This is a genomic window from Cytobacillus sp. (assembly GCF_964223445.1).
GTDB lineage: Bacteria > Bacillota > Bacilli > Bacillales > Cytobacillaceae > Cytobacillus.
Map to the genome: position 1 here is coordinate 17,782 of NZ_CAXQGS010000005.1, position 21,206 is coordinate 38,987.

Here is a 21,206-nt window from a genome sequence, read left to right on the forward strand (position 1 = left end):
GTTTAAAAGGCTTTTTAACATTGGCTACGCTGTATTCCTGCTTGCCTGTTTACTCGTATATTTTTTTATTCCACACACTTATGCCTGGGTTATCCTCGTTATTCTGGCAGTCCTCTTTGGCATTTACCAATTGATAGCATTATGGAATTTAAAACAAAAAAGGAGCTCCTGATAAGGCAGCTCCTAATGTTTTCTTAAGATTTTTATGATTGTGCCCTCGTCACCGGAATCGATATCCCACTCCAGTTTCATGCCCTTCACCATCATATCAACAATGGATAAACCGATTCCGGCTCCTTTTTCATTGGAGCTGTTTTTAAGCCCCTTTCCATGATCGATAACAACAATCGCATCGTACTCATCGGTGGATTCAGTCGCCACTTTAAGGTAAAGTCCATCCTTCGCATGCCGCAGTATATTTTGCAGAATGTTATCAAAAATACGGCCCAGCCACATTGGATCGGTCAGCCATTTCACTTCAAACGGCTCTAACTCGATGTTCACCTCAAAACTTTCTTTCTCAAAAACCGGATACCAGGATGCCAAACTTTCACGAACAAACCGGACAGCATCCAGCTCGATCAGCTCCTGCTTATGCTTGCTCGCCATCAAAAGCGTGTAGCTCATTAAGTTCTCAATCAGTCTATCAATATTGACAATCGAAGTTTCCAGCGCTTTGACCGCCTGTTTTCCTCCTGGAGACAGATTTTCCTTTGCAATCGAGTATGTTTGCGCATTGATTTTCGTTAAAGGCGTCCGCAGGTCATGGGACAGATTGGCGATCAGCTCCCTCCGCAGCTGTTCTTCCTCCTGCTCGCGTTGCTTGCTTTCCTTGAGCTCAAGGATCATCTCATTAAAAGTCCGTTCCAGCTGGCCGATTTCATCATTGTTTTGCACATCAATGCCGATCGGGAGATTATCCATATCCCGTCTTTCCATCGCCTCCTGGAGTTGAAGCAGTCTTTTGCGGATGCCACGGAAAAATAAAAAAGAGACTATAATAAACAGGGAAATGATCAAAAGCAGACCGGCTCCTAAGAAAAGTCCATATTTCTCTGTTACCTCCACAATCGGCGGAAGAAATAAATTCCTCGGTATTTCAAGAACGATAAAACCGTTCTTTTCATCCCCGCCAATAAAACTTATAACTGTAAACGGATCGCCGCCATACCGTTCCTTAATAAACTTCGCTGTAAAGGCAGGAGTCCAATTAGCAGGCAGGTCCCCCTTCACATCCAGCTGCTCCAGTACATTTCCCTTTTCATCCACCCAAAACATTGAGGCTTCAGGATAGTCCTTTTTCCATTTCGAAAAAAGCTTATGAATGCTTTCACTTGAGGCATTCTCCACTTCTGCTGCATCCGCATGCCATTTTTCTTCAATATGACTGGGATCGGATTCATTCTTGTTTTTTTCTCCTGAAATGTCCTCTTGGAGACCCATAGCCAGCATAGCCACAAGTAAATAAGCTGCCTGAAACAGAAATAAGGCCACCAGAATAATCGCCATATACTTCGCCTGCAGCGATTGGAAAAACCTTTTCATATCTTCACCCTGTAGCCGATTCCGCGAATGGTCTCAATGATTTCAGGACGCGAAGGGTTCTTCTCGAGTTTTTCACGAAGATAGCGGATATGAACCATCAGGGTTTTGTCGCCCTCCATATATTGTTCTCCCCAGACGCCTTCATAAAGCTGCTCTTTTGTCAGTATCTGATTCAGATGGCGAATGAAGTGCTGAAACAGCTGATACTGCTTGCCTGTCAATTGAATTTCATCGTCTGCATCCCGATCAATAATCCTCAGGTCCTTTGTATGTACCTGTAAGTGGTGAAGCTCCAGCACCTGATCATTCTTTTGAAATCGCCTTAACAGCACTTCAATCCTCGCAGCGAGCTCATCCGGCTGGAAAGGCTTTGTAAGATAATCATCAGCAAAGCTCAGGCCCTCCAGCTTATCCTCTACCGCCGTCCTTGCCGATAGCATAAGTACTGGCATGTCACTCTTTACTTTCTTAATCCGCTTCCCAAGCGAAAACCCGTCAAGCCCCGGAAGCATCACATCTAAAATGGCAATATCGGCATCAGAAAGATAATTTTCCATACCTTCTCCAGACTGCAGCCAGATAACCTCATAGCCTCTTTCCTCTAAATCATTTTTCAGCCAGCTGCCAATATCACTTTCGTCTTCTATGTATAAAATTCGAACCATACTCTCCACCCTTTAATTAATCTTTTACGAATCTGCTTTTGAACATCATCTTATAAGTTCCCGAATCTAACAAATACTTCCTGCTATTCTACGATACTTATTATTGATAGGATTCATTTTTCCCGCCATGATTACTTCTCTATAAACAGGGTACATACTAACTAAGCTTTTCAATACCTTATTGCCTGCCACTAAGTATTCTTCCAAAAAGAGTTTTAGCGGGAGGTGATGAAGTGAGAAAAGTTTACCGAATTGAGGAATTGCTCGCTTATTTAGCATCTATTGGCTATCCTCTCACAGAGGAAAAAATCCATCATCTGATTCAGAATAAGGAGATCCCGCATCTTAGACCTTACGGAAATTTGTATGTCTTCAACCTGGATCACATCGACTGGTGGGTCGGCCAGAGGAGAGAAAGCATTACCTAGCCCCGCTCTTTAGCGGGGTTTTTACTATGTAAAAAACATTCGCCATTAACAGCGAATGCTTTTTCGAACTCTTAATTCAGCTCCTCCCTTACAGAGTTCCGGAATTCGCTGTTTGTCAGAAATTGAAGCTGAAAACTGTTCATATTCCTTGAAAGCTCCTTAAACTGCGCATTGCTCAGATCATTTGCAAGGAAAGCCATTTCTGTACGATTGCCCTCTTTATCGGTTGCATACATGCTGATGGTAAAAACAAAGGCTGTTGATTCTCCCTTTTGCCCTGCATGCTGAAGCCACTCCCGGTTGCGGGGATTTTTCAGCAGTTGCTCCATAACCGGGTCAAGATAAGAATGGATTTCCTTGGAAAAATAGTTTTTCCTGTTTAATAGGCTCATCAGCTCTGCATAATCACCAGCAGTAGCTCATTGATATTAAACCCACTCTTCATCATTATGCCGAATAACCAAGGCCATATTGTCTGTATGCCTGTGTTCCTGCACATACCCGATGACTGACTCAGGATCACCGCTGTTTTTCCCCTTTAGATACATGAATAGGGCCAAAGCTGCTGCTGCCAAAATAAGAACTATTCCAGTGATTAACCACATCATTTTCAAAAAGAAAACCTCCATGATTACGCTGTACTATTTAAATACGAAAGGTAATCATGGAGGTTTCATCATATAGAAAAAATCCTATTAATTCGCACTTCAGTACAGCGCAAGATGAGCTGGCATACCTTTCAATCAAACGTTTGATTGAATTTTTGGGGGTTCAAAAACTTAAGGCATAGCCTAATAAAAAGAATGCAAACTAAAAACGCAGATGCCTTAATCACTATAAAGGAGGTGAAAATCATGGCAAAGAAAAAGAAAAGCCAATCAGATCATAAGAATAATGCACTTCCAAAAGAAACAGAATATGCGGATGACAGAGAAAATGGTCTTGAAAGAATCGCTTTAAAAGCCCAAAGAGACAACACCAAGTAAGCCATATGGGACAGTTAAACTGTCCCTATTTACCCCTGTCATTACGGCCAAAATGCATGTGGTACACTTTTCGTGTTTTAGTTTCGGCTTCAATATTGCTGATAAATCGTTCTTTAACCTCCTCCATAAGCAGACTCTCCAGCTTTTCAAGCCTTTTTGGTCCGAATCCGGTCATTTTTTCAGAGATTATCACCTTAAGCTCTCCATATTGCTTATACATTCGAATGCTTCCATGCCCAGTTCTTTTTGTTTTTCCTGCAGTGAAATCAAATTCATATTTTTGCTCAATAAAGGAAGAAACCTCGGGAAGACCCAAATTCTCATATAATGTCGGAAATTGATGATGGACAGGAGAATCGGTGAACCGTATGGATTCTATGTACATAACCCCTCTCCTCTCAATGGTTACAGTAATTATCTCCAATTAGGAGTGAATTCACGCGAACCTTTCCAATACTGAAATTGTTTTTGCCGCCATGGACTGATAAAATCCTTTTTATAAGAATGAAATCAAAGGAGAACTTAATATGATCAATAAAATCGGAAAAATCACAGTATACGTTGAGGACCAGGAACAGGCAAAAGAGTTCTGGCTGAATAAAATGGGGTTTGTTCTAAAGTTCGAACAGCCTATGGGACAAAATGCTGCCTGGATTGAAGTTGGTCCAAGCAATGATGAATTTACAACTTTAGTTCTCTATTCAAAGGCAGCCATGGAACAGCAAAATCCATCTGCAGTTGCCCACCCATCCATCCTTTTCAGCACATCTGATATTGAAGCTGCTTATGAACAAATGAAACAAAATGGCGTGGAAGTTGAGGATATGCTAAAAATGCCTTTTGGAACCATGTTTACGTTTAAAGACCAGGATGGAAATAACTATTTATTAAGAGAGGATAAATAATTCCAAGAAGACCTGTCCTTCAAATGCTGAGTGGACAGGTCTTTTTTCTCTTAGCCTTCAAATGCTTTCTTCAAAGTATTCAAATCAATCTTTTTCTCCATTTGGAGCAATGCCTTCATTACTCGCTCGGTTTTTTCAGAATCATGGCTGCTGATCATTTCGCTTAACTCTGCAGGTACGATTTGCCAGGATACGCCAAACTGATCCTTCAGCCAGCCGCATGCCTGTGCCTTCTCATCCCCGCCTTCAGAGAGCTTTTCCCAATAATAGTCTATTTCTTCTTGATTCTCGCAATTAACAATAAATGAAATTGCCTCATTAAACTTAAATTTTGGTCCGCCATTCAGGGCAGTAAACTCCTGCCCTTCCAGCTGAAATTTTACAGTCATAACCTTTCCCTCTGGCATGTCGCTAAGTTCGTGCCTTTCATTCCCATAGCGGGTAATCTTGCTGATAGCTGAGTCCTTAAAAATCGAAGTATAAAAGTTTGCTGCCTCTTCAGCTTCTGTATTGAACCATAAGTTTGGTGTGATTTTTTGGATTTTATTTTTCATGATATCAACTCCTGTTTAGATGCTCTTCATCTTCATTTTAGCCTAATTTTGAGTTTGATATTTAATGCTTATTAGTCAATAAATCCTGTCACACTTAGCGACAGGCAAAACTCATTATCCCAGGAAACGATGATACAGGTTCTTTGCCTGGAGAATGTCTCTTACCCCATGCACCAGCACTCTTCCATCCTTAAATACAACCACTCTTGCCTCATCGATCGAAAATGAGAGCAAATAAGGATTGCTCTCTACCATGATTCCTTGAGAGACCAGGGATTTTTCCAAAAAAGCAACATCCATGTCCTGAAGGGCTGAAGGCCTGATTTGAACAGTATCCCTCCCGCAAAGCAGTGCTGTTTTTGTCTGATTTCTGTAGTCCAGGAAGGGATAAACTGGATTAGTCCCACACGATAAGCACTGCGGATTCTTTAAGGAAGTAACATTAACAGAACTAAAATGATTTTTCCATACATCAAAAGAAACAAGTGTCCCGCGTAAGGATTCCAAGTCTTCTGCCAATATCTTTAATGCTTCAGCAGACTGGTAAGCCGCAACCATTTGAATAGCCGGCTGAATAACACCTCCCGTATCGCAAGTGGCACCTCCCAATGGCAATTTGTCCATCAGGCAATTCAGGCACGGTGACACCCCAGGCAAGATGGTATAGCTTAAACCATAGCTCCCCACACACCCTCCATATATCCAGGGAATCCGGTGCTTTTGAGTTATATCATTGATAAGAAAGCGAATGTCAAAATTATCTGTTGAGTCAATGATTAAATCAACACCCTCAATCAGCTCTTCAATCTCCTGTACTCCTACATCCATTATACGGGCAATAACTTGAACCTCTGAATTGATGGCTTTCAGGCGTTTAGCCGCTGCTATCGCTTTTGGAGCTTTACGAACAACGTCTTCTTCACTATAAAGCTGCTGGCGCTGCAGGTTGCTCCACTCCACATAATCCCGATCGGCAATGGTTAATTTGCCGATGCCTGCCCTTGTGAGGGTTTCTGCATTTGCAGCCCCTAATGCACCAGCCCCTACAATCAAAGCGTGTTTTTCCCTCAGCTTTTTCTGTCCTTCTTTGCCAATCGCAGGAAATAATATCTGGCGGGAGTATCGCTGATTCAACTAAAAACCATTCCTTCCGCCGGGCTGCTTGCTGATGAATAACGCTTTTGGGGCATCCGGCCAGCTTCATAGCCCAGCCTTCCTGCTTCAATGGCGAGTTTCATTGCTTTTGCCATTTTAACAGGATCATCGGCAGAGGAGACAGCCGTATTTAATAACACACCATCTGCTCCCAGCTCCATTGCCAATGCCGCATCTGCCGGGCTCCCAATTCCAGCATCCACAATAATCGGAACAGCAGCCTGCTCTGTAATAAATTGAAGATTAATAGGATTAATGATTCCCTGCCCTGAACCAATTGGCGAAGCACATGGCATGACCGCATGGCAGCCTATTTCTTCTAGTTTTCGGGCAAGGACGACATCATCAGAGGTATAAGGAAGAACAATAAATCCCTCGTCTAATAGAATCTCCGCTGCTTTTATTGTTTCTATTGGATCGGGAAGAAGTGTTTTGCTGCATCCAATAACCTCAACCTTAATCATGTCGCAGAGCCCGGAAGCTTTGGATAGCCTTGCTATTCGAACAGCCTCCTCAGCTGTACTTGCTCCTGCCGTATTTGGGAGTAATTTATATTTCTTTAAATCCAGCTTTTCCAAAAAGTTGGGCTGGTTCGCTTCAAAAATGTTCATACGGCGTACTGCAAACGTAAGCACCTCTGCTTCCGAAGCTTCTACAGCTTCCCTTTGCACATCAAAGCTTGGATATTTTCCTGTTCCGAGCAGCAGCCGTGAATTAAATTCATAGGGTCCAATTTTCAACAAATCATCCGCCTCCTACAAAGTGTACAATTTCGATTCGATCCCCGTCTGTCAGTATGGTTTCAGCATGTGTGGAATTATCCAAAATGTTCTGGTTTAGCTCGACAATGACTACCTTTTGCTCCAAATGAAAGTGCTCGAGCAGGCGTGAAACAGAATTAACTGTTTCCGGCAGCACAATAGCATCTCCGTTAATGACAATATTCATAAAAGCACCCCTTTTGACGAATGGACTAAACATTCAAGGCGGGACAGCTCAAATGGATTAGGCTGCTCCGTTTTGCCTTCCATGATGTCTGCCATCAGTTCTCCTGTTGCCGGGGCAAGGAGGATCCCATTCCGAAAATGCCCAGCTGCAATGTATAACCCTTCACATGCTGGATGTTGTCCCAAAAAAGGCTGCCCATCAGCCGATTGCGGACGAATTCCTGTCCAGGCGCCTTCCCATTCCGCATTCGCGATGACAGGAACCAGGTTTTGAGCCTTTTCCATCAGCAAGGATATTCCCTCAAAGGTCACCTTCTCATCAAATGAATTTACCTTAACCGTCGCTCCAACTACCAGCCTCCCGGATTGCTTTGGAACGATATAGCATCCATGTGAAAAGATCGTCCCCTGTACAAGCGGTTTTTCAACCTTGACCGAGAAGCACTCGCCTTTAACCGGAATAATGGGCAGCGAAAGGCCCGTTCTTTCAAGAAGCTCCCTGCTCCAGACCCCGGAAGCAACAATAACGGAATCTGTCAGAAGTTCTCCCAGGCTGGTTCTGACTCCATTAACCTTTTTATCTTTTAAAATAAAATCTGATACATGTGTATACTCATATATTTCTGCGCCGAGGGCTATTGAAGCTTTTGCAAAGGCAAGGGACAATTCATATGCCTGTACTTGTCCGTCATTCGGTATATACATGGCCCCCCTCAATTTATTTGATACGAATGGTTCACGTTTGATCAGGTCATCGATCGAAAACCATTCGGCCTGCTCACCCGCTTTTTGCTGGCTTTCTATCAAGCTTTTTAATGCCAGCTCCTCTTCTTTATTAGCCGCCACTTTATATACACCCTTATTTTGATAGCCAATATGCACTTGAGATAAATCTTCCAGTTCAGGAATCAGGCTCTGATACATGGAGCGGCTTTTGCATGCCAGCTGGAATAGCGGGCCGTCTTCTGTCAGTTCCGTTTGGGCTCCTAAAATTCCAGCTGCCGCTCCGGAAGCCTTGCCGGCTATTTTCCCCTTATCCAAAACGGCCACTTTATACCCTCTTTTAGCCAGTTGAAAAGCAATGGAGCTACCGTTAATGCCGCCGCCAACTATAACGGCGTCAAATATTTTCCTCATCATTTCCCCTCCTCATCTAACTTATTTAAAAAGAGCTTTGCTGCCTCTGCAGGGTCCTTTGCCTGCAAAATCCCTGACATTACAGCAATGCCATCTGCCCCCGCCTCCAAAACCTCTGGGACTTTTTCTGGTTTAATGCCTCCAATTGCCAATACCGGAATTTCTACTGCCTTTTTGAGAGCCTCCAGTGACCCAGTGCCCCTTGGCGGAGCTCCCTTCTTAGAATCGGTTTCAAATATGTGTCCAAACAGGATATAACCAGCTCCCTGTTTTGCAGCCTCTTCTGCTTCTTCAAGAGAATGTACGGAACATCCGATGGGCATATCTGGAAAATGCATTTTGACAACATGGACTGGAAGGCTGTGAAAAGCAAGATGTACACCTGCCTTACATGTCCATGCAACATCCACCCGATCATTTATAACAATTTTATGAATGGGGACTCCCTCATTACAAAGCAGCTCAATTCCTTCATATAGCTCCCTTGCGGTTCGATGTTTTTCCCTCAAGTGGAACTTATCTGCAAAGGGTTCCACTTCACCTGCTATTTCAGCAAAGGCCTCTAGAGAAAGCTTTCCATCTGATATAACATGCAGCTGTTTTTTCATTGCGGATGCTCCCGTGCTATTTTTAGATTTTGTGCAAATAAAAAACCACCTTCTAAATAGAAAGCGGCGGTATGGGGCCTTGGAATTCAGACCCGATACTCCACTTCCCTACGCTGGCATGCCAGATCAGGTTCCAAGGGTCTTAAAGCTTTTGCTTTAATCTCAGCCTGCAAACAGGCACCCCCAGCGGATTTAATTTCTATTAAACTATAAAAAGACTACTGATATATATTTCCCCCGGCCTTATTAAATTCCTCAGCTTTTTCTTCCAGTCCCTTCTTTATCGCTTCATTTGTTTCAAGCTGATGTTCTTTTGCATAATTCCGGATATCCTGAGAAATTCTCATACTGCAAAACTTTGGCCCGCACATGGAACAAAAATGAGCTGTTTTTGCACCTTCAGCCGGCAGTGTTTCATCATGAAATTCCAAAGCACGCTCAGGATCCAAAGAAAGATTAAATTGATCTCTCCAGCGAAATTCAAAACGGGCTTTTGACAGGGCATCATCCCTTTTTTGCGCTCCAGGATGTCCCTTTGCCAGATCTGCAGCATGAGCGGCAATTTTATACGTGATGACACCCTCGCGCACATCGTTTCTATTTGGCAAACCCAAATGTTCTTTAGGTGTAACATAGCAAAGCATTGCCGTACCATACCAGCCTATCATGGCAGCCCCGATTGCAGAGGTAATATGGTCATAGCCCGGAGCTATATCAGTCGTAAGGGGTCCGAGTGTGTAGAATGGTGCTTCTTTACAGATTTCCAATTGTTTATCCATATTCTCTTTGATTAAATGCATTGGAACATGGCCAGGTCCCTCGACCATTACCTGGACATCATGTTCCCAGGCAATTTTCGTCAGCTCTCCAAGTGTTTCGAGCTCTGCAAATTGAGCCTCGTCATTTGCATCTGCAATCGATCCCGGCCTCAGTCCATCCCCCAGGGAGAAGGCCACATCATAAGCTTTCATGATCTCGCAAATTTCTTCAAAGTGCGTATATAAAAAGTTCTCTTTATGATGATGCAGGCACCATTGAGCCATAATGGATCCGCCTCTCGACACAATTCCGGTCAAGCGTTTTGCCGACAGCGGCACATACCTCAAAAGGACACCTGCATGAATGGTAAAATAGTCAACCCCCTGCTCTGCTTGTTCGATTAGGGTATCCCTGTATACTTCCCACGTAAGATCCTCGGCAATGCCATTAACCTTTTCAAGGGCCTGATAAATGGGAACAGTACCGACCGGAACGGCAGAGTTTCTGATAATCCATTCGCGTGTAGTATGAATATTTTTGCCTGTAGACAGATCCATAATTGTATCCGCTCCCCATCGGGTAGCCCAGGTCATTTTCTCTACCTCTTCTTCAATTGAGGATGAAACAGCCGAGTTTCCAATATTCGCATTAATTTTTACATGAAAATTTCTTCCGATAATCATTGGCTCTGTCTCAGGATGATTGATATTGGAAGGAATTATCGCCCGCCCTCTTGCTACTTCAGACCGCACAAATTCCGGTTCCATATTTTCCCGAATAGCTATAAACTCCATCTCCGGGGTAATGATCCCCTTTTTGGCATAGTGAAGCTGGGTGACATTCTTCCCTTTTTTCGCTATCAATGGCTTGCGGTTTAAGCCAGGAAAGACTTTATGATTGGCACGCGGATCACCTTCATTGAGGTAGCCATTGTCCTCGGGCTTTACTTTCCGCCCATCATATTCTTCTACATCCGCTCGTTCCTGAATCCACCGGCTTCTCAGAGCGGGAAGCCCTTTCTTTAGATCTGCAGTATATTGAGGATCCGTATATGGTCCGCTCGTATCATATACACGAACCGGCTCATTGACCTCTTCACCAAACGTTCCGGCAGTGGGGCTTAATTCTATCTCTCGCACCGGAACCTTTATATCAGCCCTGGAACCCTTCACATATACTTTTTTGCTGCCAGTAAAGCTTGACATAATAGAAATACTCTCATGATTTAAAGAACTTGCAGTCATTAATCATCTCTCCCTTATTAAAAATGTAAGGACGAGACCTGGAACCAAGGAAGTGCCATATATGTAAAAAAGCCGGTCCACATAAAGATGGACCGGCTTAACCGCAGATGTCTTTGCACAAAGAAACTTTTGCACATTCTAACTTCCCCACGCTGGTATGATCCAGATAAGGTCCAAAGAGTCAAGAAACCTTAGCGCGTTTCTTTCTCAGCCCAAGCTATTGGGCACCCCTAGTTATTGCTATTAAATTCAATTTTAGTATACAGAATTGCGGTAACAAAGGAAAGGAATTTTTTCAGAATTCTGCCAGATAAAAAATGTTGTCTTTATTTTGCTCCTAAACTCGTTTTCCTTAATTCAGGCTTTTTACTTGTGAATGAACATCAAAAACGCCTGCCAGCGGCAGCCGTTTTAAGTAATTTAATGAAGGTTAGTTCCCGTCAGATTCCTCATCATTCATATCCATATCACTTTGATCCATACTCTCTTCATTTTGCGGTGATTCTTCATTCATGCCGGGCTCCTCCATATCAGATTCTTCTGATGTGCCAGGATCCTGCATTTCACTATCTTCATTATTGTTTTCTTCCATCTGATTATCTTCCAATTCCACATCTTCCGTTTCCGGAGGCGGATCCTGTTCATCCGTTCCGCATCCTGCCAACAATAATCCTGCACTCAATGGAACTGATAGCCATAGCTTCTTATAATTCATGTATTGTCATCTCCTTTTGCAGTATTATGTTTCTTTAAGACCTAACCCTTTTGGCAGGAGGCCAAACTTTTCTGATCTCTAATAGCCCATCACCCGATTAAATCCCTAGTATCTGCAAATACTATCCCTGCCACAATTACTGGAGGATGAATTATGAAAATACTTTTCTCCCTTATATTATTTAGCTTTCTGGGAATGCCTCTATACGGCGGACAGCCTGCAGAAAAAGAACAATGGGATCAGCAGGGTCTTTCTGAAGAATATCACGGCCATGTTGAAGAACGTACAGAAGCACCATACAAGCAAATTCAATTGCTGGGCATTAATGATTTCCATGGACAGCTGAATGTCACTCGGCAGGTTAACGGCAGACCAGCAGGACGCGCAGATTACCTCGCTGCCTATTTGCGGCAGCGTGCTTCTGAAAATGAAAACACCATTATGCTTCATGCTGGAGACATGATTGGAGCCAGTCCGCCAGTATCCGCTCTCCTGCGGGATGAACCGACTATTGAATTTTTGAATAAGATGGGGTTTGATATTGGCACTATCGGCAATCATGAATTTGACCGGGGATCTGAAGAACTGCTTCGCCTGCTAAGTGGCAGCAGCCCTTCAGCAGCAAAAGATTATTCCGGATCCCAATTCCCATGGATTGCGTCCAATGTAATCAGCCAAAAGTCAGGCAAGCCCTTCCTTCCTCCATATAAAATAGTAAACGTCAGCGGAATCCCAATTGGATTTATCGGAGTCATCATGAAAGAAACACCGGCTCTTTCAGCACCTGACAGTATGAAAGAACTGATCTTTATCGATGAAGCTGAAGCCATCAACAAGTATACCCGAGAACTTAAAAAACAAGGAGTAAGAGCCATTGTGGTACTGGCGCATGTCCCTGGAAAATCAAAACTCAATGGGGAGCATGCCAGAGGCCAGTTAATAGAGTTAGCCCATCAGGTGGATGACGAAGTGGATATTATGTTCGGAGGCCATAGTCATGACTATCTGAACAGTGTGGTGGATGGAAAGCTTCTTGTACAGGCCTACTCATATGGCACTGCCTTTTCTGATGTAGATATAGAAATAGATCCCCAGACAAAGGATATTGTCCGCAAGCACGCTGAAATTGTAAATGTTTTTCAAGAGAATATCCAGCCCGCAAGCGACATAACCAGGATGATCGAGCGCTATGAAAGAAAAGTAGAATCCACTGTGAACAGATATATCGGCACTGCCGCAATCTCAATCACAGCCGAACAAAACAGAAGCGGTGAATCAGCCCTGGGCAATCTTATTGCCAATTCCCAGCGGACAGCGATGAACACAGATTTGGCTTTCATCAATCCAGGAGGAATCCGGGCAGACATTGACGCCGGCCGTGTTACTTGGGGAAACTTATTTGTCGTCCTTCCCTTCAGCAATCAACTGGTCAAAATGAACCTGACAGGCAGCCAAATTCGTGATGTCCTCAAACAGCAATGGAAGCCAAATACAACAAGAATTCTTCAGATCTCTGGACTCACTTATACTTGGGATGACAGCAAGCCTAGAGGTGAAAAAATAAATGATATATATCTGTCTGACGGAACATTACTTGATCCGAGCAAAAACTATTCGGTCGCTGTAAATACTTATCTCGCTGATGGAGGAGACAATTTTACAGTATTCCGAAAAGGGACAAACAGAGTGACCGGTCCAAGTGATATAGATGCACTAGTTGACTATATACAGAATTTAGCACAGCCATTCAGCTCCGCGATTGATGGACGCATTAAGATAATAGACTGAAAAAGGACAGCCCCGTGACTGTCCTTTTTTCTTGTCCATTTAATACTAATAGCAGGACGGACATCATATTCTTCTATTAGGATCAGAAAGAAAGGAATAGGATAATGAAAAAGTATATTTATTTTCTCATGCTGTTCGGCGTCTTTTTTCCATTTTTCCATAAAACAGCCATTGTTTTTGAAAACTGGAGATTGTGTACAAATACATCCAAATTGATAGGGATCCGGCTTTATGGACTGGATTCAATGAGAAACCTCCTCATATCATCACTGGCGGCCCTGGTTGCTTTTTTTTTCACCCAAATATTTACTGGCTGGGACAACAAACATAAAAGTTCTTAAACATATGGAATTGCAGCCTATTCATAAACTGTAAATTGCGGTTTAGTCGGATGGTCAATGACTAGAGCATCATTTGAAAATTTTAAGAGCTTTTTATACAAAACAAGATCTCCAAAACATCCAACAGTCAATATCGCCCCTAATATCGATAATCCGGGCATATTCAGTACAATTCCAAGAACAAGGGGCAACAAGCCAGTCGGAATGAATGGCAGCATTAAAACCTTTTTCATTTGCTGAACAGTCACTGGCTGTTTGGCATGAGCATAAGCCACACCCAATTTCAAATTGACTCCCCAGGACATTTCGCTCCATGGAACACCGCCAATATAGCGAAAACCTGCCAGATGGATGGCTTCATGCAAAACAACTATAACAACCATACCAGCTAAAAATAATAGCATACCGATAAGATCAAAAGACATTTCCCCTCCGCCATAAATCACTGCATGTAAAAAGAGCACCCCAAATACCAGCACAATCGTTGCAATGAATAAATAAATCTGCAATTTCATCATTGAAATGGAAACAACCGTTTGTTTTCTATTATCCAACTTTCTCATCCCCTCAAGAAATAAGACCATATACAAATGTACGGAGAAAAAGTTAAAAAGTTTCAGATGTTTCCATTCTTTTACTCTCCTTCTTTTGCCTCATTCTCAAATTCTCACTTTTACCGATTGTGCCCAAATGGACCTAATGTACCCGAAAACACTGTTACCGGCATCAATAGCCTTGTATAATCAATTCAAGAACACTGTGAAAGGACTGTGATAAGGGAAGTGCTATATATCTGGGATATTGAAAAGATTATTTTACATACATTAAACGAACACCGCCTCAATATAAATTACGAGTTCAGCAATACACTTACTGCGCCTATGAGCTACAACGTCTCAACGAATACAATTAAGTTTAACTATCTGAAAGTGAACGGCTACATAGCCAAAATCAACTTTAAAATTAAAGAAACCGATGAGAACCTGTTGAAATTGATGCTATACCATGAAATAGGCTATTATCTGGATTTCAAGAAAAACAAACATGATATAAGAACCCTAATGTATGGAGAAGATGACGAGAAAGAACAGCTCATGTCTGAAATAGAAAAAAACTCCTGGGATTATGGAAGAAAAATAGTTCCTGAACACCTCGTAAATGCCTATGATCATTTACGGGAATTGGATAAAATGTTCAGCTAGAAAAAAAAATGCGCCTCATCAAGAGACGCATTTCTTTTTTAATTCGGCTCCACATGGACATGAACATCATATACCCCATAATCCTGCATCATCACTTTCTCAACATGTGTCGCAATATCATGGGCTTCCTTAATATCCAGTGTGGAATTAACGAGAATGACCACATCGATCACTTCATTGTTTCCATAGCTTCTGCCTTTAATATCTTTTATGCCTTTTACCCCATCTACTTTTTTGATGACATCCTGATAATGATTAATCTTTTTTTCATCAAATCCATCTGAAAGCTCATGGGAGGCTTGTACAAAAATATCCCATGCCGTTTTACATATTAATATCCCGACAATAATGGCTGTTAACGGATCAAGCCATGGCATGTTCAGTTGTGATCCAAAAATTCCGATGGCTGTGCCTATACTCACCCAGGCGTCTGAGATATTATCCTTAGCCGTTGCCATAACGGCCTTGCTGTTAATTTTAATGGCTAATTTTTTGTTGTAGCGGTACACAAAGTACATTGCCGCTCCAGAAAAAACTCCCGTATATGCCGCAATGATATCAGGAGATTCATTAACTCCTTCAAACATAGATGAAACAGCATTCAGCAGAACTTGAATGCCCACAGCAGCCATAATAAAGGACGCTACCATGGAAGCGATGGTTTCACTTTTCCAATGGCCATACCCATGATTTTTATCCGGCGGACGCTGGGAAATCCTAAGACCTATAAGCACTGCAATTGAAGCAATAATATCCGTTGTATTATTCAATCCATCCGCTTTCAAAGCAGCAGAATCACTCACATATCCAATTGTTAATTTTAGTACAGAAAGACATATATAAGCTGCAATACTAATAAACGCAGCACGCTCACCCAACTTAAGGTTTTGATACTTTTCCTCTTCCATGCCCTAGCCTCCTACTTTACCCTTGCTTATATTACCAAGCGGAATTCGGGTGGGTCTAGAGCAATCTTTTTGTCTATTATTAAATAAATAAGCAAAGTGCAATTAAGTTGGACTAGTGAAAATTTAAGCCAGCCCTGAAATAGGCTGGCTTGATTTGTTCATTTTAATGTGCATAAGGGAATAACAGAAATTTGAACAACCTGAAAGAAATGGCCCTTCTTCCAAGAAAATCTAAGCCCTCTTAAGACTCGCTTCAAACAAATCGATAATTTCCAAAAATCTCTCTGCTTCTCTAAACGTATGGTCTGCCAGAAGAGGATGAATATTGCTTTTGATCCGGCACGCCTCTATTAATTCTCTGGCTGTTTTCTTAAAGTCCCTTAATGAAGCAACTGATACCTTATTCTCATTTAAAAAATGGCTAAGTATTGGTTTCGTTTCTGATTCAGGCTGCATAGAGTCAAGATCAACAGCTTGAAAGACCAATTGGTCAAAATCATGACTAAACTCTCTTGCCTGTTCTACCAGCTTTCTTTCCGAAGGATCTAGTAAATGGCCAATAAACTTAGCATGATCTGCCATGATCCTGAGAAAGAATACATTTTCTTCTATAATGGCTTCAGGTTTTGGTGCGAGTATCCCTGAGTTTAGGTCTTTTAATCGATTTGCAAAGTATGCAGCTTCTCTGCTGATATGGTCAATCAATAATGGAAAATTATTTGAACGGATTTCGCATCTTAGTGTCAGCCCCAGCACTTTCCTCTTATAGCTCCAGATGGCAGCAGCTGCTTGATAAACCTCGTTATTAAATGCTCGAACCTGGCTTAGTTCTGAGTTGATTGTAAATCTGGCCAGCTTTTCCTCGATTCTTTCAAATAGAGCGATAAATTGCTGTGCTTCGGCGATTAATTGTTTTTGTTCATAGGTAAACCCTAAACTTAAAAATAGTGCATGTTCTTTCATAATCCTGGACCAAAATTTAATTTCATCCAGCGATCTAACGACTATTGGATCCGCCATGTCATCCCCTCCCCAATTACTCACTCCTTCTCATATATATTTATGATCTTCTGCCTTTATTCTATTTTATTGAAGCAGGTAAACCAGCTGAAATTGTACGAACTGCTTCCAAGACGGCAGCAGTCATTCTATTACTCATATTTTGAAAAATCCATGAAATAGCTATAAATCAAGTAAATAACCATTGCAAACGCGGTTGAGATAAAACCCCATCCCAGCGTAATCTGCTCGATGACCAAATAATTATTGCAAAGCTGTACAGGGGACCAGATATATAGCCATCCCAGGGCTAAAAATAAGATAGTAAAGAAAATAATGAGAGCATGCTTCCAAAATGGACTTAGCTTTGGCCAGCTGTCCCGCAATGGAACCCCAGCCAAAAAAGGAAGTGAAATAAATTTAAAAGCTTCAATACTTGTAAGCGTCAAGGCTTCATCCATTGTCCTGGGCAGAGACCAATAAACCATAATGATCGAAAACAGCAAAATACCAGGGACTCCATTTTCATTCCAATTTGAAAAGAATTTCTGAAAGCGATTTTGAAAGAATTTCGCCATGAATAAACCCGAGATCACCAGTAGAGGCATTTGCATATGCATATGGGTAATCATAATGGACTCCAGCAAATTAGCTACTGGCGGGAGAATCAGTGTTAGAAGCAGCAGGAATCCATATACTGATGGCTTCATCATTTTTCCCCTCCACTTTGCAGAATCTCTGTTACCCGATCAGCCGCCTCTTCAATCAGTGTGTAATCCATAACTTCTACTAACTGTCCTTTTGGATTCACCAGATAAAAAGCCGAGTTATGTGCAAAATTGCCGTATTCATCTGGAATGACAACGACTCCAAATCCGTCCAGTAAAGACTTAAGTTCCTGCTGATTCGGAATCCTGGCCATTCTCCAGGTTTCTCCGTCACTTCCAAAGGCCTTCCGGTAAGTATCCAATGTTTCCGGATCATCCCGCTCCGGATCAAAACTGATGCTCAGAAACTGAATATCATTTCCGATGTACTCTTCCGGAATCCGTTTATATACTTCAGACATATTAACCTCCAGTTCAGGACAAACAGTACCGCATGAAGTATATAAAAAGGTAATAAACACATATTTCTCTTCGAATTCTGAGAAAGAAAAGATCCTCCCGTTATTATCTTCAAGTGTTACATCCGGGAATTGAGGCTTATCATCCATTAACTGATTAATTCTGGCTGTTTCGGCAGTGAAAGCCTGAAACCCATCTGTGCCAATGTAAAACAGGACCACACCAAACACCAGTATCAGCAAGCTTGAAAGCACCGTTCTATTTTTTGGAAACATGATTCCTCACTTCCTTTTAAAGAAAGAGACAGCCCAGCAGCCGAGCTATCTCTCTACCCTTACCAGGTTTTATATGGAGGTGAACCTGGAGGTGCATTGACTATAAAATCGACCAATGGAATGACGTAAGCCATGCCGACAAGGACAAACATACACACAATCCATAATCCCCAGCGCTCTGTCCATCTAGGTGTTGGCGCTTCATCCTCTTCCACTTCCGCAACAGGGAATTCTGTGTTTCCTTTTGGTGCAAAGAACATGAGGTAGAATACAGCATATACCTGCATAAGTACACCGATCATAAGAAGGCTACCACCGATAGCCAGGAAGAACAGATAAGGATCCCAGCTTAAAGCAGTCGCATTGTCAAAGTATGTTGAATAGGAAGTTCTTCTTGGAGAACCCAGCAGACCCACCCAATGCATCGCTCCGGACATGATGATCATACCGAGCGTCCATATGATCGTTTGTATAACCCCAAGTTTATTGATCTGCGGTGTAAGCACTCTTTTTGATACATAAGGAATGAGCCAGTAGCTGATGCCGAAGAACGTCATGACCACAGACATGCCAAGTGTTAAGTGGAAATGACCGACAATCCACATTGTGTTATGAACAACCTGGTTCAATTGGTTTGTGCTTTGTACTATTCCACCCGCTCCGGCAGGAATAAAAGCAGCCATCGCGATAAATGGCGCGAGAAACCGAACATCTCCCCATGGAAGTTTCTTATACCAGCCGACAAGACCTCTTCCTCCTTTCTTTCTCGCTGTACGCTCAAATACCGCAAACATAGCATAAGCAGTCATTAATGAAGGAAAACCAATCGCCAAACTCATAAACACGTGCATGTATTTCACAGGTTCAGAAATACCAGGATCAATAATCTGATGATGGAAACCGCCGGTAATATTCATAATTACTAGTGCAATAACTACAATTCTTGTTAAAAGGTCATTCCATCTTCGGCCGCCAATAACCTTCGGCACTATGACATACCAGGCAGAGACCGCGGTTAAATACCAGATGTTAACCAGCGTATGGCCGAACGCCCAGAACAGCGTGCGTGCAACCATGACATTTATTGTCTCCATCCATCCAAAAGCCCAAGGGATAATGGTAAACACCTCAATGGCTACAGGTATGCTGCCAAAGAATAAGAGAACAAATACACCGGTAGCAAAGAAAGAAAGAATAGGGACATGCTGGCCGGGATTCCTCTTTCGCCAGCTAGCCACATTAATAAAGGCACCAAAGGCGCACATCCATACACCCAATACAATGAAGACTAAGCCGATATAGAAAATAGGTGAAGCAGCCATTGGCGGATAAAAAGTATACATAACAGATGCTTCATTCATTAAAATCGGAATCACAGCTAGGACAAATCCGAAAATCTTCATCCAGAAGCCAATCCAGGCCATCATTCTTACCTTAGGAAGCAGTCCTCCCAGCGTATGCGATAATCCAGCATAAAAGTAACCAATTGTGAAGAAAGCCGACAGTACGACTACCAGAAGCAGACCGTGAGCTGTAAGAACCTGATAATAGTTCAGCCATGCCGGCAATTCCAGCATTCCAGCCCGGTTCAGCCCTTGCAAAAGTCCAAGTATTCCCCCCAGCAGGATGGCTAAGAAAGCAACAGATAAATATGATTTCGTTATTTTTGCATCCTCCAGGCTAATTCCCATAACTTTATTTGCTTTATCCTTAAAAGCTTGTGTTTTTCCTGTTTGCTTAATAACAGTTTCCACCATCTATCCCCCCTTTATTTCACCGTAATGGTGGTGCTCATCATCTGATGGCCCGCACCGCAGTACTCATTGCAAAGAACCAAATATTCACCTGGCTTATCAAATTTCTGAGTGATCTTTTGTACATAGCCAGGCACAACCATTGCATTTAAGTTCGTGTCGGCAACCTGAAAGCCATGCACGACATCTTTTGATGTCATAGTAAAATGAACCGTTGATCCTGCAGGCACTTCAATTTCATTTGGGGTAAAGCTGAATACCTGAAGGGTCATAACCACTTCATACTCATTGTCGCCTATCTTCTTAATCCCGGGATTATTAAACGGCTCTGTCTCATCCACTTTTTGAGGATCAATTCGCTCTCCATAGCTTGGCGGCCCCATCTCCAGGGCGAATGTCTGATAGCCCGTAATCAGCATGAATCCAATAATCATTCCAAAGCTTAATATCAGCCATATCTTCTCCGACCGATGCATCATTTTTTATCCCCCCTATAATCTGGCCATGTAAAGACCATACACAATTAAATAAGTAACAAAGATCCCAAGTCCCACAACTGTAACTGAAAAGAACGTACCCCTTAGAGAGTTATGTTCCTTTAAACTGCTTTGGCCCACTTTTCGCGTTTCCACCTTCCATCAGCTCCTTAGCTTTGTTACCTACATCATAGTTGAGAAGGGTTTTCATAAAAGTGAAATGAATCACACTTTTTTTAAATATCTCGCAGGCAAAATGCTGAAATACTAGCAAAAACATAGTAATATCAAGGCTTTCTTCCATTGAATTCTGTACTGGCAAGCATAACGATTCACAAATAGTTCACATAAACTCACCTGATTTAGAAAATCACGCAATCCTCTTAAATCTGGCTTTAAAGATATAAATGTAATATATATAAATTGATCCAATAACGGTTCTATAAAGGGGTTATCAAACACAAAAAAAACTAATTCCTATTGGAATTAGTTTGAAAATGGTATGTATAATGGTGGGCCTAAATGGACTCGAACCATCGACCTCACGCTTATCAGGCGTGCGCTCTAACCAGCTGAGCTATAGGCCCATATGTTGGAGCGGGTGAAGGGAATCGAACCCTCATCATCAGCTTGGAAGGCTGAGGTTTTACCACTAAACTACACCCGCATATGAATATGGTTTGGAGGCAACACCCGGATTTGAACCGGGGATGGAGGTTTTGCAGACCTCTGCCTTACCACTTGGCTA

At 42.3% G+C, this 21,206-nt stretch carries 26 protein-coding genes, 2 tRNA genes and 2 riboswitches; of the genes, 5 read left to right on the forward strand and 23 right to left on the reverse strand.

Annotated features, from left to right (window positions below; translation table 11 throughout):
• Positions 1 to 183 precede the first annotated feature (183 nt).
• Complete coding sequence (locus ACEQ1T_RS00580) at positions 184 to 1,545, reverse strand: histidine kinase dimerization/phospho-acceptor domain-containing protein (RefSeq protein ID WP_370221422.1); 1,362 nt, start codon at positions 1,543 to 1,545, stop codon at positions 184 to 186.
• A complete protein-coding gene (locus tag ACEQ1T_RS00585) occupies positions 1,542 to 2,210 on the reverse strand; it encodes a response regulator transcription factor (protein ID WP_370221423.1) in 669 nt (222 codons plus the stop codon). The genes ACEQ1T_RS00580 and ACEQ1T_RS00585 overlap by 4 nt, the downstream gene beginning before the upstream one ends.
• Positions 2,211 to 2,443: 233 nt before the next feature.
• On the opposite strand from ACEQ1T_RS00585, the gene ACEQ1T_RS00590 reads away from it, so the two are divergent.
• Positions 2,444 to 2,638 (forward strand): hypothetical protein, encoded by a 195-nt coding sequence (locus ACEQ1T_RS00590; protein ID WP_370221424.1) that lies wholly within the window; start codon positions 2,444 to 2,446, stop codon positions 2,636 to 2,638.
• Between the two features lie 71 nt (positions 2,639 to 2,709).
• Here the strand turns inward: ACEQ1T_RS00590 and ACEQ1T_RS00595 are convergent, their stop codons facing one another.
• The gene (locus ACEQ1T_RS00595; protein ID WP_370221425.1) at positions 2,710 to 3,030 is read right to left on the reverse strand and encodes a hypothetical protein; all 321 of its coding nucleotides are present in this window, start codon (positions 3,028 to 3,030) and stop codon (positions 2,710 to 2,712) included.
• Positions 3,031 to 3,066: 36 nt separating this feature from the next.
• Positions 3,067 to 3,252 carry a hypothetical protein gene (locus tag ACEQ1T_RS00600; protein ID WP_370221426.1) on the reverse strand — a complete coding sequence of 62 codons (186 nt, stop codon included), beginning with the start codon at positions 3,250 to 3,252 and terminating at the stop codon, positions 3,067 to 3,069.
• A 240-nt stretch (positions 3,253 to 3,492) separates the two neighbouring features.
• Between ACEQ1T_RS00600 and ACEQ1T_RS00605 the strand changes: the two genes are divergently transcribed.
• Positions 3,493 to 3,624, forward strand: coding sequence for a hypothetical protein (locus ACEQ1T_RS00605; RefSeq protein WP_280516127.1), 132 nt, complete (start codon positions 3,493 to 3,495; stop codon positions 3,622 to 3,624).
• A 25-nt stretch (positions 3,625 to 3,649) separates the two neighbouring features.
• Here ACEQ1T_RS00605 and ACEQ1T_RS00610 read toward each other — a convergent pair whose 3' ends face one another.
• The gene (locus tag ACEQ1T_RS00610; RefSeq protein WP_206845180.1) at positions 3,650 to 4,009 is read right to left on the reverse strand and encodes a hypothetical protein; all 360 of its coding nucleotides are present in this window, start codon (positions 4,007 to 4,009) and stop codon (positions 3,650 to 3,652) included.
• Positions 4,010 to 4,151: 142 nt separating this feature from the next.
• Here ACEQ1T_RS00610 and ACEQ1T_RS00615 point away from each other — a divergent pair, with 142 nt between their 5' ends.
• Complete coding sequence (locus ACEQ1T_RS00615; RefSeq protein WP_206845189.1) at positions 4,152 to 4,529, forward strand: VOC family protein; 378 nt, start codon at positions 4,152 to 4,154, stop codon at positions 4,527 to 4,529.
• 50 nt (positions 4,530 to 4,579) lie between these two features.
• Here ACEQ1T_RS00615 and ACEQ1T_RS00620 read toward each other — a convergent pair whose 3' ends face one another.
• From ACEQ1T_RS00620 to ACEQ1T_RS00655, 8 genes are all read right to left on the reverse strand, one after another.
• The gene (locus tag ACEQ1T_RS00620; protein ID WP_206845192.1) at positions 4,580 to 5,083 is read right to left on the reverse strand and encodes a VOC family protein; all 504 of its coding nucleotides are present in this window, start codon (positions 5,081 to 5,083) and stop codon (positions 4,580 to 4,582) included.
• A 114-nt stretch (positions 5,084 to 5,197) separates the two neighbouring features.
• Positions 5,198 to 6,217 (reverse strand): MoeB/ThiF family adenylyltransferase, encoded by a 1,020-nt coding sequence (locus ACEQ1T_RS00625; protein WP_370221427.1) that lies wholly within the window; start codon positions 6,215 to 6,217, stop codon positions 5,198 to 5,200.
• Positions 6,214 to 6,981: a thiazole synthase gene (locus ACEQ1T_RS00630; protein ID WP_370221428.1), complete on the reverse strand. Its 768-nt coding sequence runs from the start codon at positions 6,979 to 6,981 to the stop codon at positions 6,214 to 6,216. The genes ACEQ1T_RS00625 and ACEQ1T_RS00630 overlap by 4 nt, the downstream gene beginning before the upstream one ends.
• Before the next feature lies 1 nt (position 6,982).
• Positions 6,983 to 7,186: a sulfur carrier protein ThiS gene (gene thiS, locus ACEQ1T_RS00635; RefSeq protein ID WP_206845199.1), complete on the reverse strand. Its 204-nt coding sequence runs from the start codon at positions 7,184 to 7,186 to the stop codon at positions 6,983 to 6,985.
• Complete coding sequence (thiO, locus tag ACEQ1T_RS00640; RefSeq protein WP_370221429.1) at positions 7,183 to 8,325, reverse strand: glycine oxidase ThiO; 1,143 nt, start codon at positions 8,323 to 8,325, stop codon at positions 7,183 to 7,185. Before thiO ends, thiS begins: the two co-directional genes overlap by 4 nt.
• The gene (locus tag ACEQ1T_RS00645) at positions 8,322 to 8,930 is read right to left on the reverse strand and encodes a thiamine phosphate synthase (RefSeq protein ID WP_206845201.1); all 609 of its coding nucleotides are present in this window, start codon (positions 8,928 to 8,930) and stop codon (positions 8,322 to 8,324) included. Before ACEQ1T_RS00645 ends, thiO begins: the two co-directional genes overlap by 4 nt.
• Before the next feature lie 88 nt (positions 8,931 to 9,018).
• Positions 9,019 to 9,125: riboswitch (TPP riboswitch) on the reverse strand.
• Positions 9,126 to 9,148: 23 nt separating this feature from the next.
• On the reverse strand, positions 9,149 to 10,933 hold the full coding sequence (gene thiC, locus ACEQ1T_RS00650) for a phosphomethylpyrimidine synthase ThiC (protein ID WP_370221430.1): 1,785 nt from the start codon (positions 10,931 to 10,933) through the stop codon (positions 9,149 to 9,151).
• A gap of 127 nt (positions 10,934 to 11,060) precedes the next feature.
• Positions 11,061 to 11,175, reverse strand: a riboswitch (TPP riboswitch).
• A gap of 188 nt (positions 11,176 to 11,363) precedes the next feature.
• Positions 11,364 to 11,648, reverse strand: coding sequence for a hypothetical protein (locus ACEQ1T_RS00655; RefSeq protein ID WP_206845203.1), 285 nt, complete (start codon positions 11,646 to 11,648; stop codon positions 11,364 to 11,366).
• Positions 11,649 to 11,801: 153 nt separating this feature from the next.
• On the opposite strand from ACEQ1T_RS00655, the gene ACEQ1T_RS00660 reads away from it, so the two are divergent.
• Positions 11,802 to 13,436, forward strand: a complete 1,635-nt coding sequence (locus ACEQ1T_RS00660; RefSeq protein WP_370221433.1) for a bifunctional UDP-sugar hydrolase/5'-nucleotidase — start codon at positions 11,802 to 11,804, stop codon at positions 13,434 to 13,436.
• A gap of 358 nt (positions 13,437 to 13,794) precedes the next feature.
• Here the strand turns inward: ACEQ1T_RS00660 and ACEQ1T_RS00665 are convergent, their stop codons facing one another.
• Positions 13,795 to 14,331, reverse strand: a complete 537-nt coding sequence (locus ACEQ1T_RS00665; RefSeq protein ID WP_370221434.1) for a DUF3267 domain-containing protein — start codon at positions 14,329 to 14,331, stop codon at positions 13,795 to 13,797.
• A 228-nt stretch (positions 14,332 to 14,559) separates the two neighbouring features.
• Here ACEQ1T_RS00665 and ACEQ1T_RS00670 point away from each other — a divergent pair, with 228 nt between their 5' ends.
• Entirely contained in the window at positions 14,560 to 14,979 is a 420-nt protein-coding gene (locus ACEQ1T_RS00670) for a hypothetical protein (RefSeq protein ID WP_370221435.1), read from the forward strand.
• Between the two features lie 38 nt (positions 14,980 to 15,017).
• Here ACEQ1T_RS00670 and ACEQ1T_RS00675 read toward each other — a convergent pair whose 3' ends face one another.
• The 9 genes from ACEQ1T_RS00675 to ACEQ1T_RS00715 form a co-directional block, all read right to left on the reverse strand.
• Positions 15,018 to 15,887 (reverse strand): cation diffusion facilitator family transporter, encoded by an 870-nt coding sequence (locus tag ACEQ1T_RS00675; RefSeq protein WP_370221436.1) that lies wholly within the window; start codon positions 15,885 to 15,887, stop codon positions 15,018 to 15,020.
• Positions 15,888 to 16,118: 231 nt separating this feature from the next.
• Positions 16,119 to 16,907: a DUF2935 domain-containing protein gene (locus ACEQ1T_RS00680; RefSeq protein WP_206845213.1), complete on the reverse strand. Its 789-nt coding sequence runs from the start codon at positions 16,905 to 16,907 to the stop codon at positions 16,119 to 16,121.
• 131 nt (positions 16,908 to 17,038) lie between these two features.
• Positions 17,039 to 17,599: a hypothetical protein gene (locus ACEQ1T_RS00685; protein WP_206845216.1), complete on the reverse strand. Its 561-nt coding sequence runs from the start codon at positions 17,597 to 17,599 to the stop codon at positions 17,039 to 17,041.
• Positions 17,596 to 18,228, reverse strand: a complete 633-nt coding sequence (locus tag ACEQ1T_RS00690) for an SCO family protein (RefSeq protein WP_370221437.1) — start codon at positions 18,226 to 18,228, stop codon at positions 17,596 to 17,598. Before ACEQ1T_RS00690 ends, ACEQ1T_RS00685 begins: the two co-directional genes overlap by 4 nt.
• A gap of 59 nt (positions 18,229 to 18,287) precedes the next feature.
• On the reverse strand, positions 18,288 to 19,985 hold the full coding sequence (locus ACEQ1T_RS00695; protein WP_370221438.1) for a cbb3-type cytochrome c oxidase subunit I: 1,698 nt from the start codon (positions 19,983 to 19,985) through the stop codon (positions 18,288 to 18,290).
• Positions 19,986 to 19,996: 11 nt separating this feature from the next.
• Positions 19,997 to 20,461, reverse strand: coding sequence for a cytochrome c oxidase subunit II (locus tag ACEQ1T_RS00700; RefSeq protein ID WP_370221439.1), 465 nt, complete (start codon positions 20,459 to 20,461; stop codon positions 19,997 to 19,999).
• 12 nt (positions 20,462 to 20,473) lie between these two features.
• The gene (locus ACEQ1T_RS00705) at positions 20,474 to 20,614 is read right to left on the reverse strand and encodes a cytochrome c oxidase subunit 2A (RefSeq protein ID WP_206845226.1); all 141 of its coding nucleotides are present in this window, start codon (positions 20,612 to 20,614) and stop codon (positions 20,474 to 20,476) included.
• A 354-nt stretch (positions 20,615 to 20,968) separates the two neighbouring features.
• Positions 20,969 to 21,045: transfer RNA gene (locus tag ACEQ1T_RS00710), tRNA-Ile, on the reverse strand.
• 6 nt (positions 21,046 to 21,051) lie between these two features.
• A tRNA-Gly gene (locus ACEQ1T_RS00715) sits at positions 21,052 to 21,125 on the reverse strand.
• Positions 21,126 to 21,206: the final 81 nt, after the last annotated feature.

Excerpts from the sequence above, each read along its gene's own strand:
- ACEQ1T_RS00580 (WP_370221422.1), bottom strand. The coding sequence starts at position 1,545 with ATGAAAAGGTTTTTCCAATCGCTGCAGGCGAAGTATATGGCGATTATT.
- ACEQ1T_RS00585 (WP_370221423.1), bottom strand. The coding sequence starts at position 2,210 with ATGGTTCGAATTTTATACATAGAAGACGAAAGTGATATTGGCAGCTGG.
- ACEQ1T_RS00595 (WP_370221425.1), bottom strand. The coding sequence starts at position 3,030 with ATGAGCCTATTAAACAGGAAAAACTATTTTTCCAAGGAAATCCATTCT.
- ACEQ1T_RS00605 (WP_280516127.1), top strand. The coding sequence starts at position 3,493 with ATGGCAAAGAAAAAGAAAAGCCAATCAGATCATAAGAATAATGCACTT.
- ACEQ1T_RS00610 (WP_206845180.1), bottom strand. The coding sequence starts at position 4,009 with ATGTACATAGAATCCATACGGTTCACCGATTCTCCTGTCCATCATCAA.
- ACEQ1T_RS00615 (WP_206845189.1), top strand. The coding sequence starts at position 4,152 with ATGATCAATAAAATCGGAAAAATCACAGTATACGTTGAGGACCAGGAA.
- ACEQ1T_RS00620 (WP_206845192.1), bottom strand. The coding sequence starts at position 5,083 with ATGAAAAATAAAATCCAAAAAATCACACCAAACTTATGGTTCAATACA.
- thiS (WP_206845199.1), bottom strand. The coding sequence starts at position 7,186 with ATGAATATTGTCATTAACGGAGATGCTATTGTGCTGCCGGAAACAGTT.
- thiO (WP_370221429.1), bottom strand. The coding sequence starts at position 8,325 with ATGATGAGGAAAATATTTGACGCCGTTATAGTTGGCGGCGGCATTAAC.
- ACEQ1T_RS00645 (WP_206845201.1), bottom strand. The coding sequence starts at position 8,930 with ATGAAAAAACAGCTGCATGTTATATCAGATGGAAAGCTTTCTCTAGAG.
- thiC (WP_370221430.1), bottom strand. The coding sequence starts at position 10,933 with ATGACTGCAAGTTCTTTAAATCATGAGAGTATTTCTATTATGTCAAGC.
- ACEQ1T_RS00655 (WP_206845203.1), bottom strand. The coding sequence starts at position 11,648 with ATGAATTATAAGAAGCTATGGCTATCAGTTCCATTGAGTGCAGGATTA.
- ACEQ1T_RS00660 (WP_370221433.1), top strand. The coding sequence starts at position 11,802 with ATGAAAATACTTTTCTCCCTTATATTATTTAGCTTTCTGGGAATGCCT.
- ACEQ1T_RS00675 (WP_370221436.1), bottom strand. The coding sequence starts at position 15,887 with ATGGAAGAGGAAAAGTATCAAAACCTTAAGTTGGGTGAGCGTGCTGCG.
- ACEQ1T_RS00680 (WP_206845213.1), bottom strand. The coding sequence starts at position 16,907 with ATGGCGGATCCAATAGTCGTTAGATCGCTGGATGAAATTAAATTTTGG.
- ACEQ1T_RS00685 (WP_206845216.1), bottom strand. The coding sequence starts at position 17,599 with ATGATGAAGCCATCAGTATATGGATTCCTGCTGCTTCTAACACTGATT.
- ACEQ1T_RS00690 (WP_370221437.1), bottom strand. The coding sequence starts at position 18,228 with ATGTTTCCAAAAAATAGAACGGTGCTTTCAAGCTTGCTGATACTGGTG.
- ACEQ1T_RS00695 (WP_370221438.1), bottom strand. The coding sequence starts at position 19,985 with ATGGTGGAAACTGTTATTAAGCAAACAGGAAAAACACAAGCTTTTAAG.
- ACEQ1T_RS00700 (WP_370221439.1), bottom strand. The coding sequence starts at position 20,461 with ATGATGCATCGGTCGGAGAAGATATGGCTGATATTAAGCTTTGGAATG.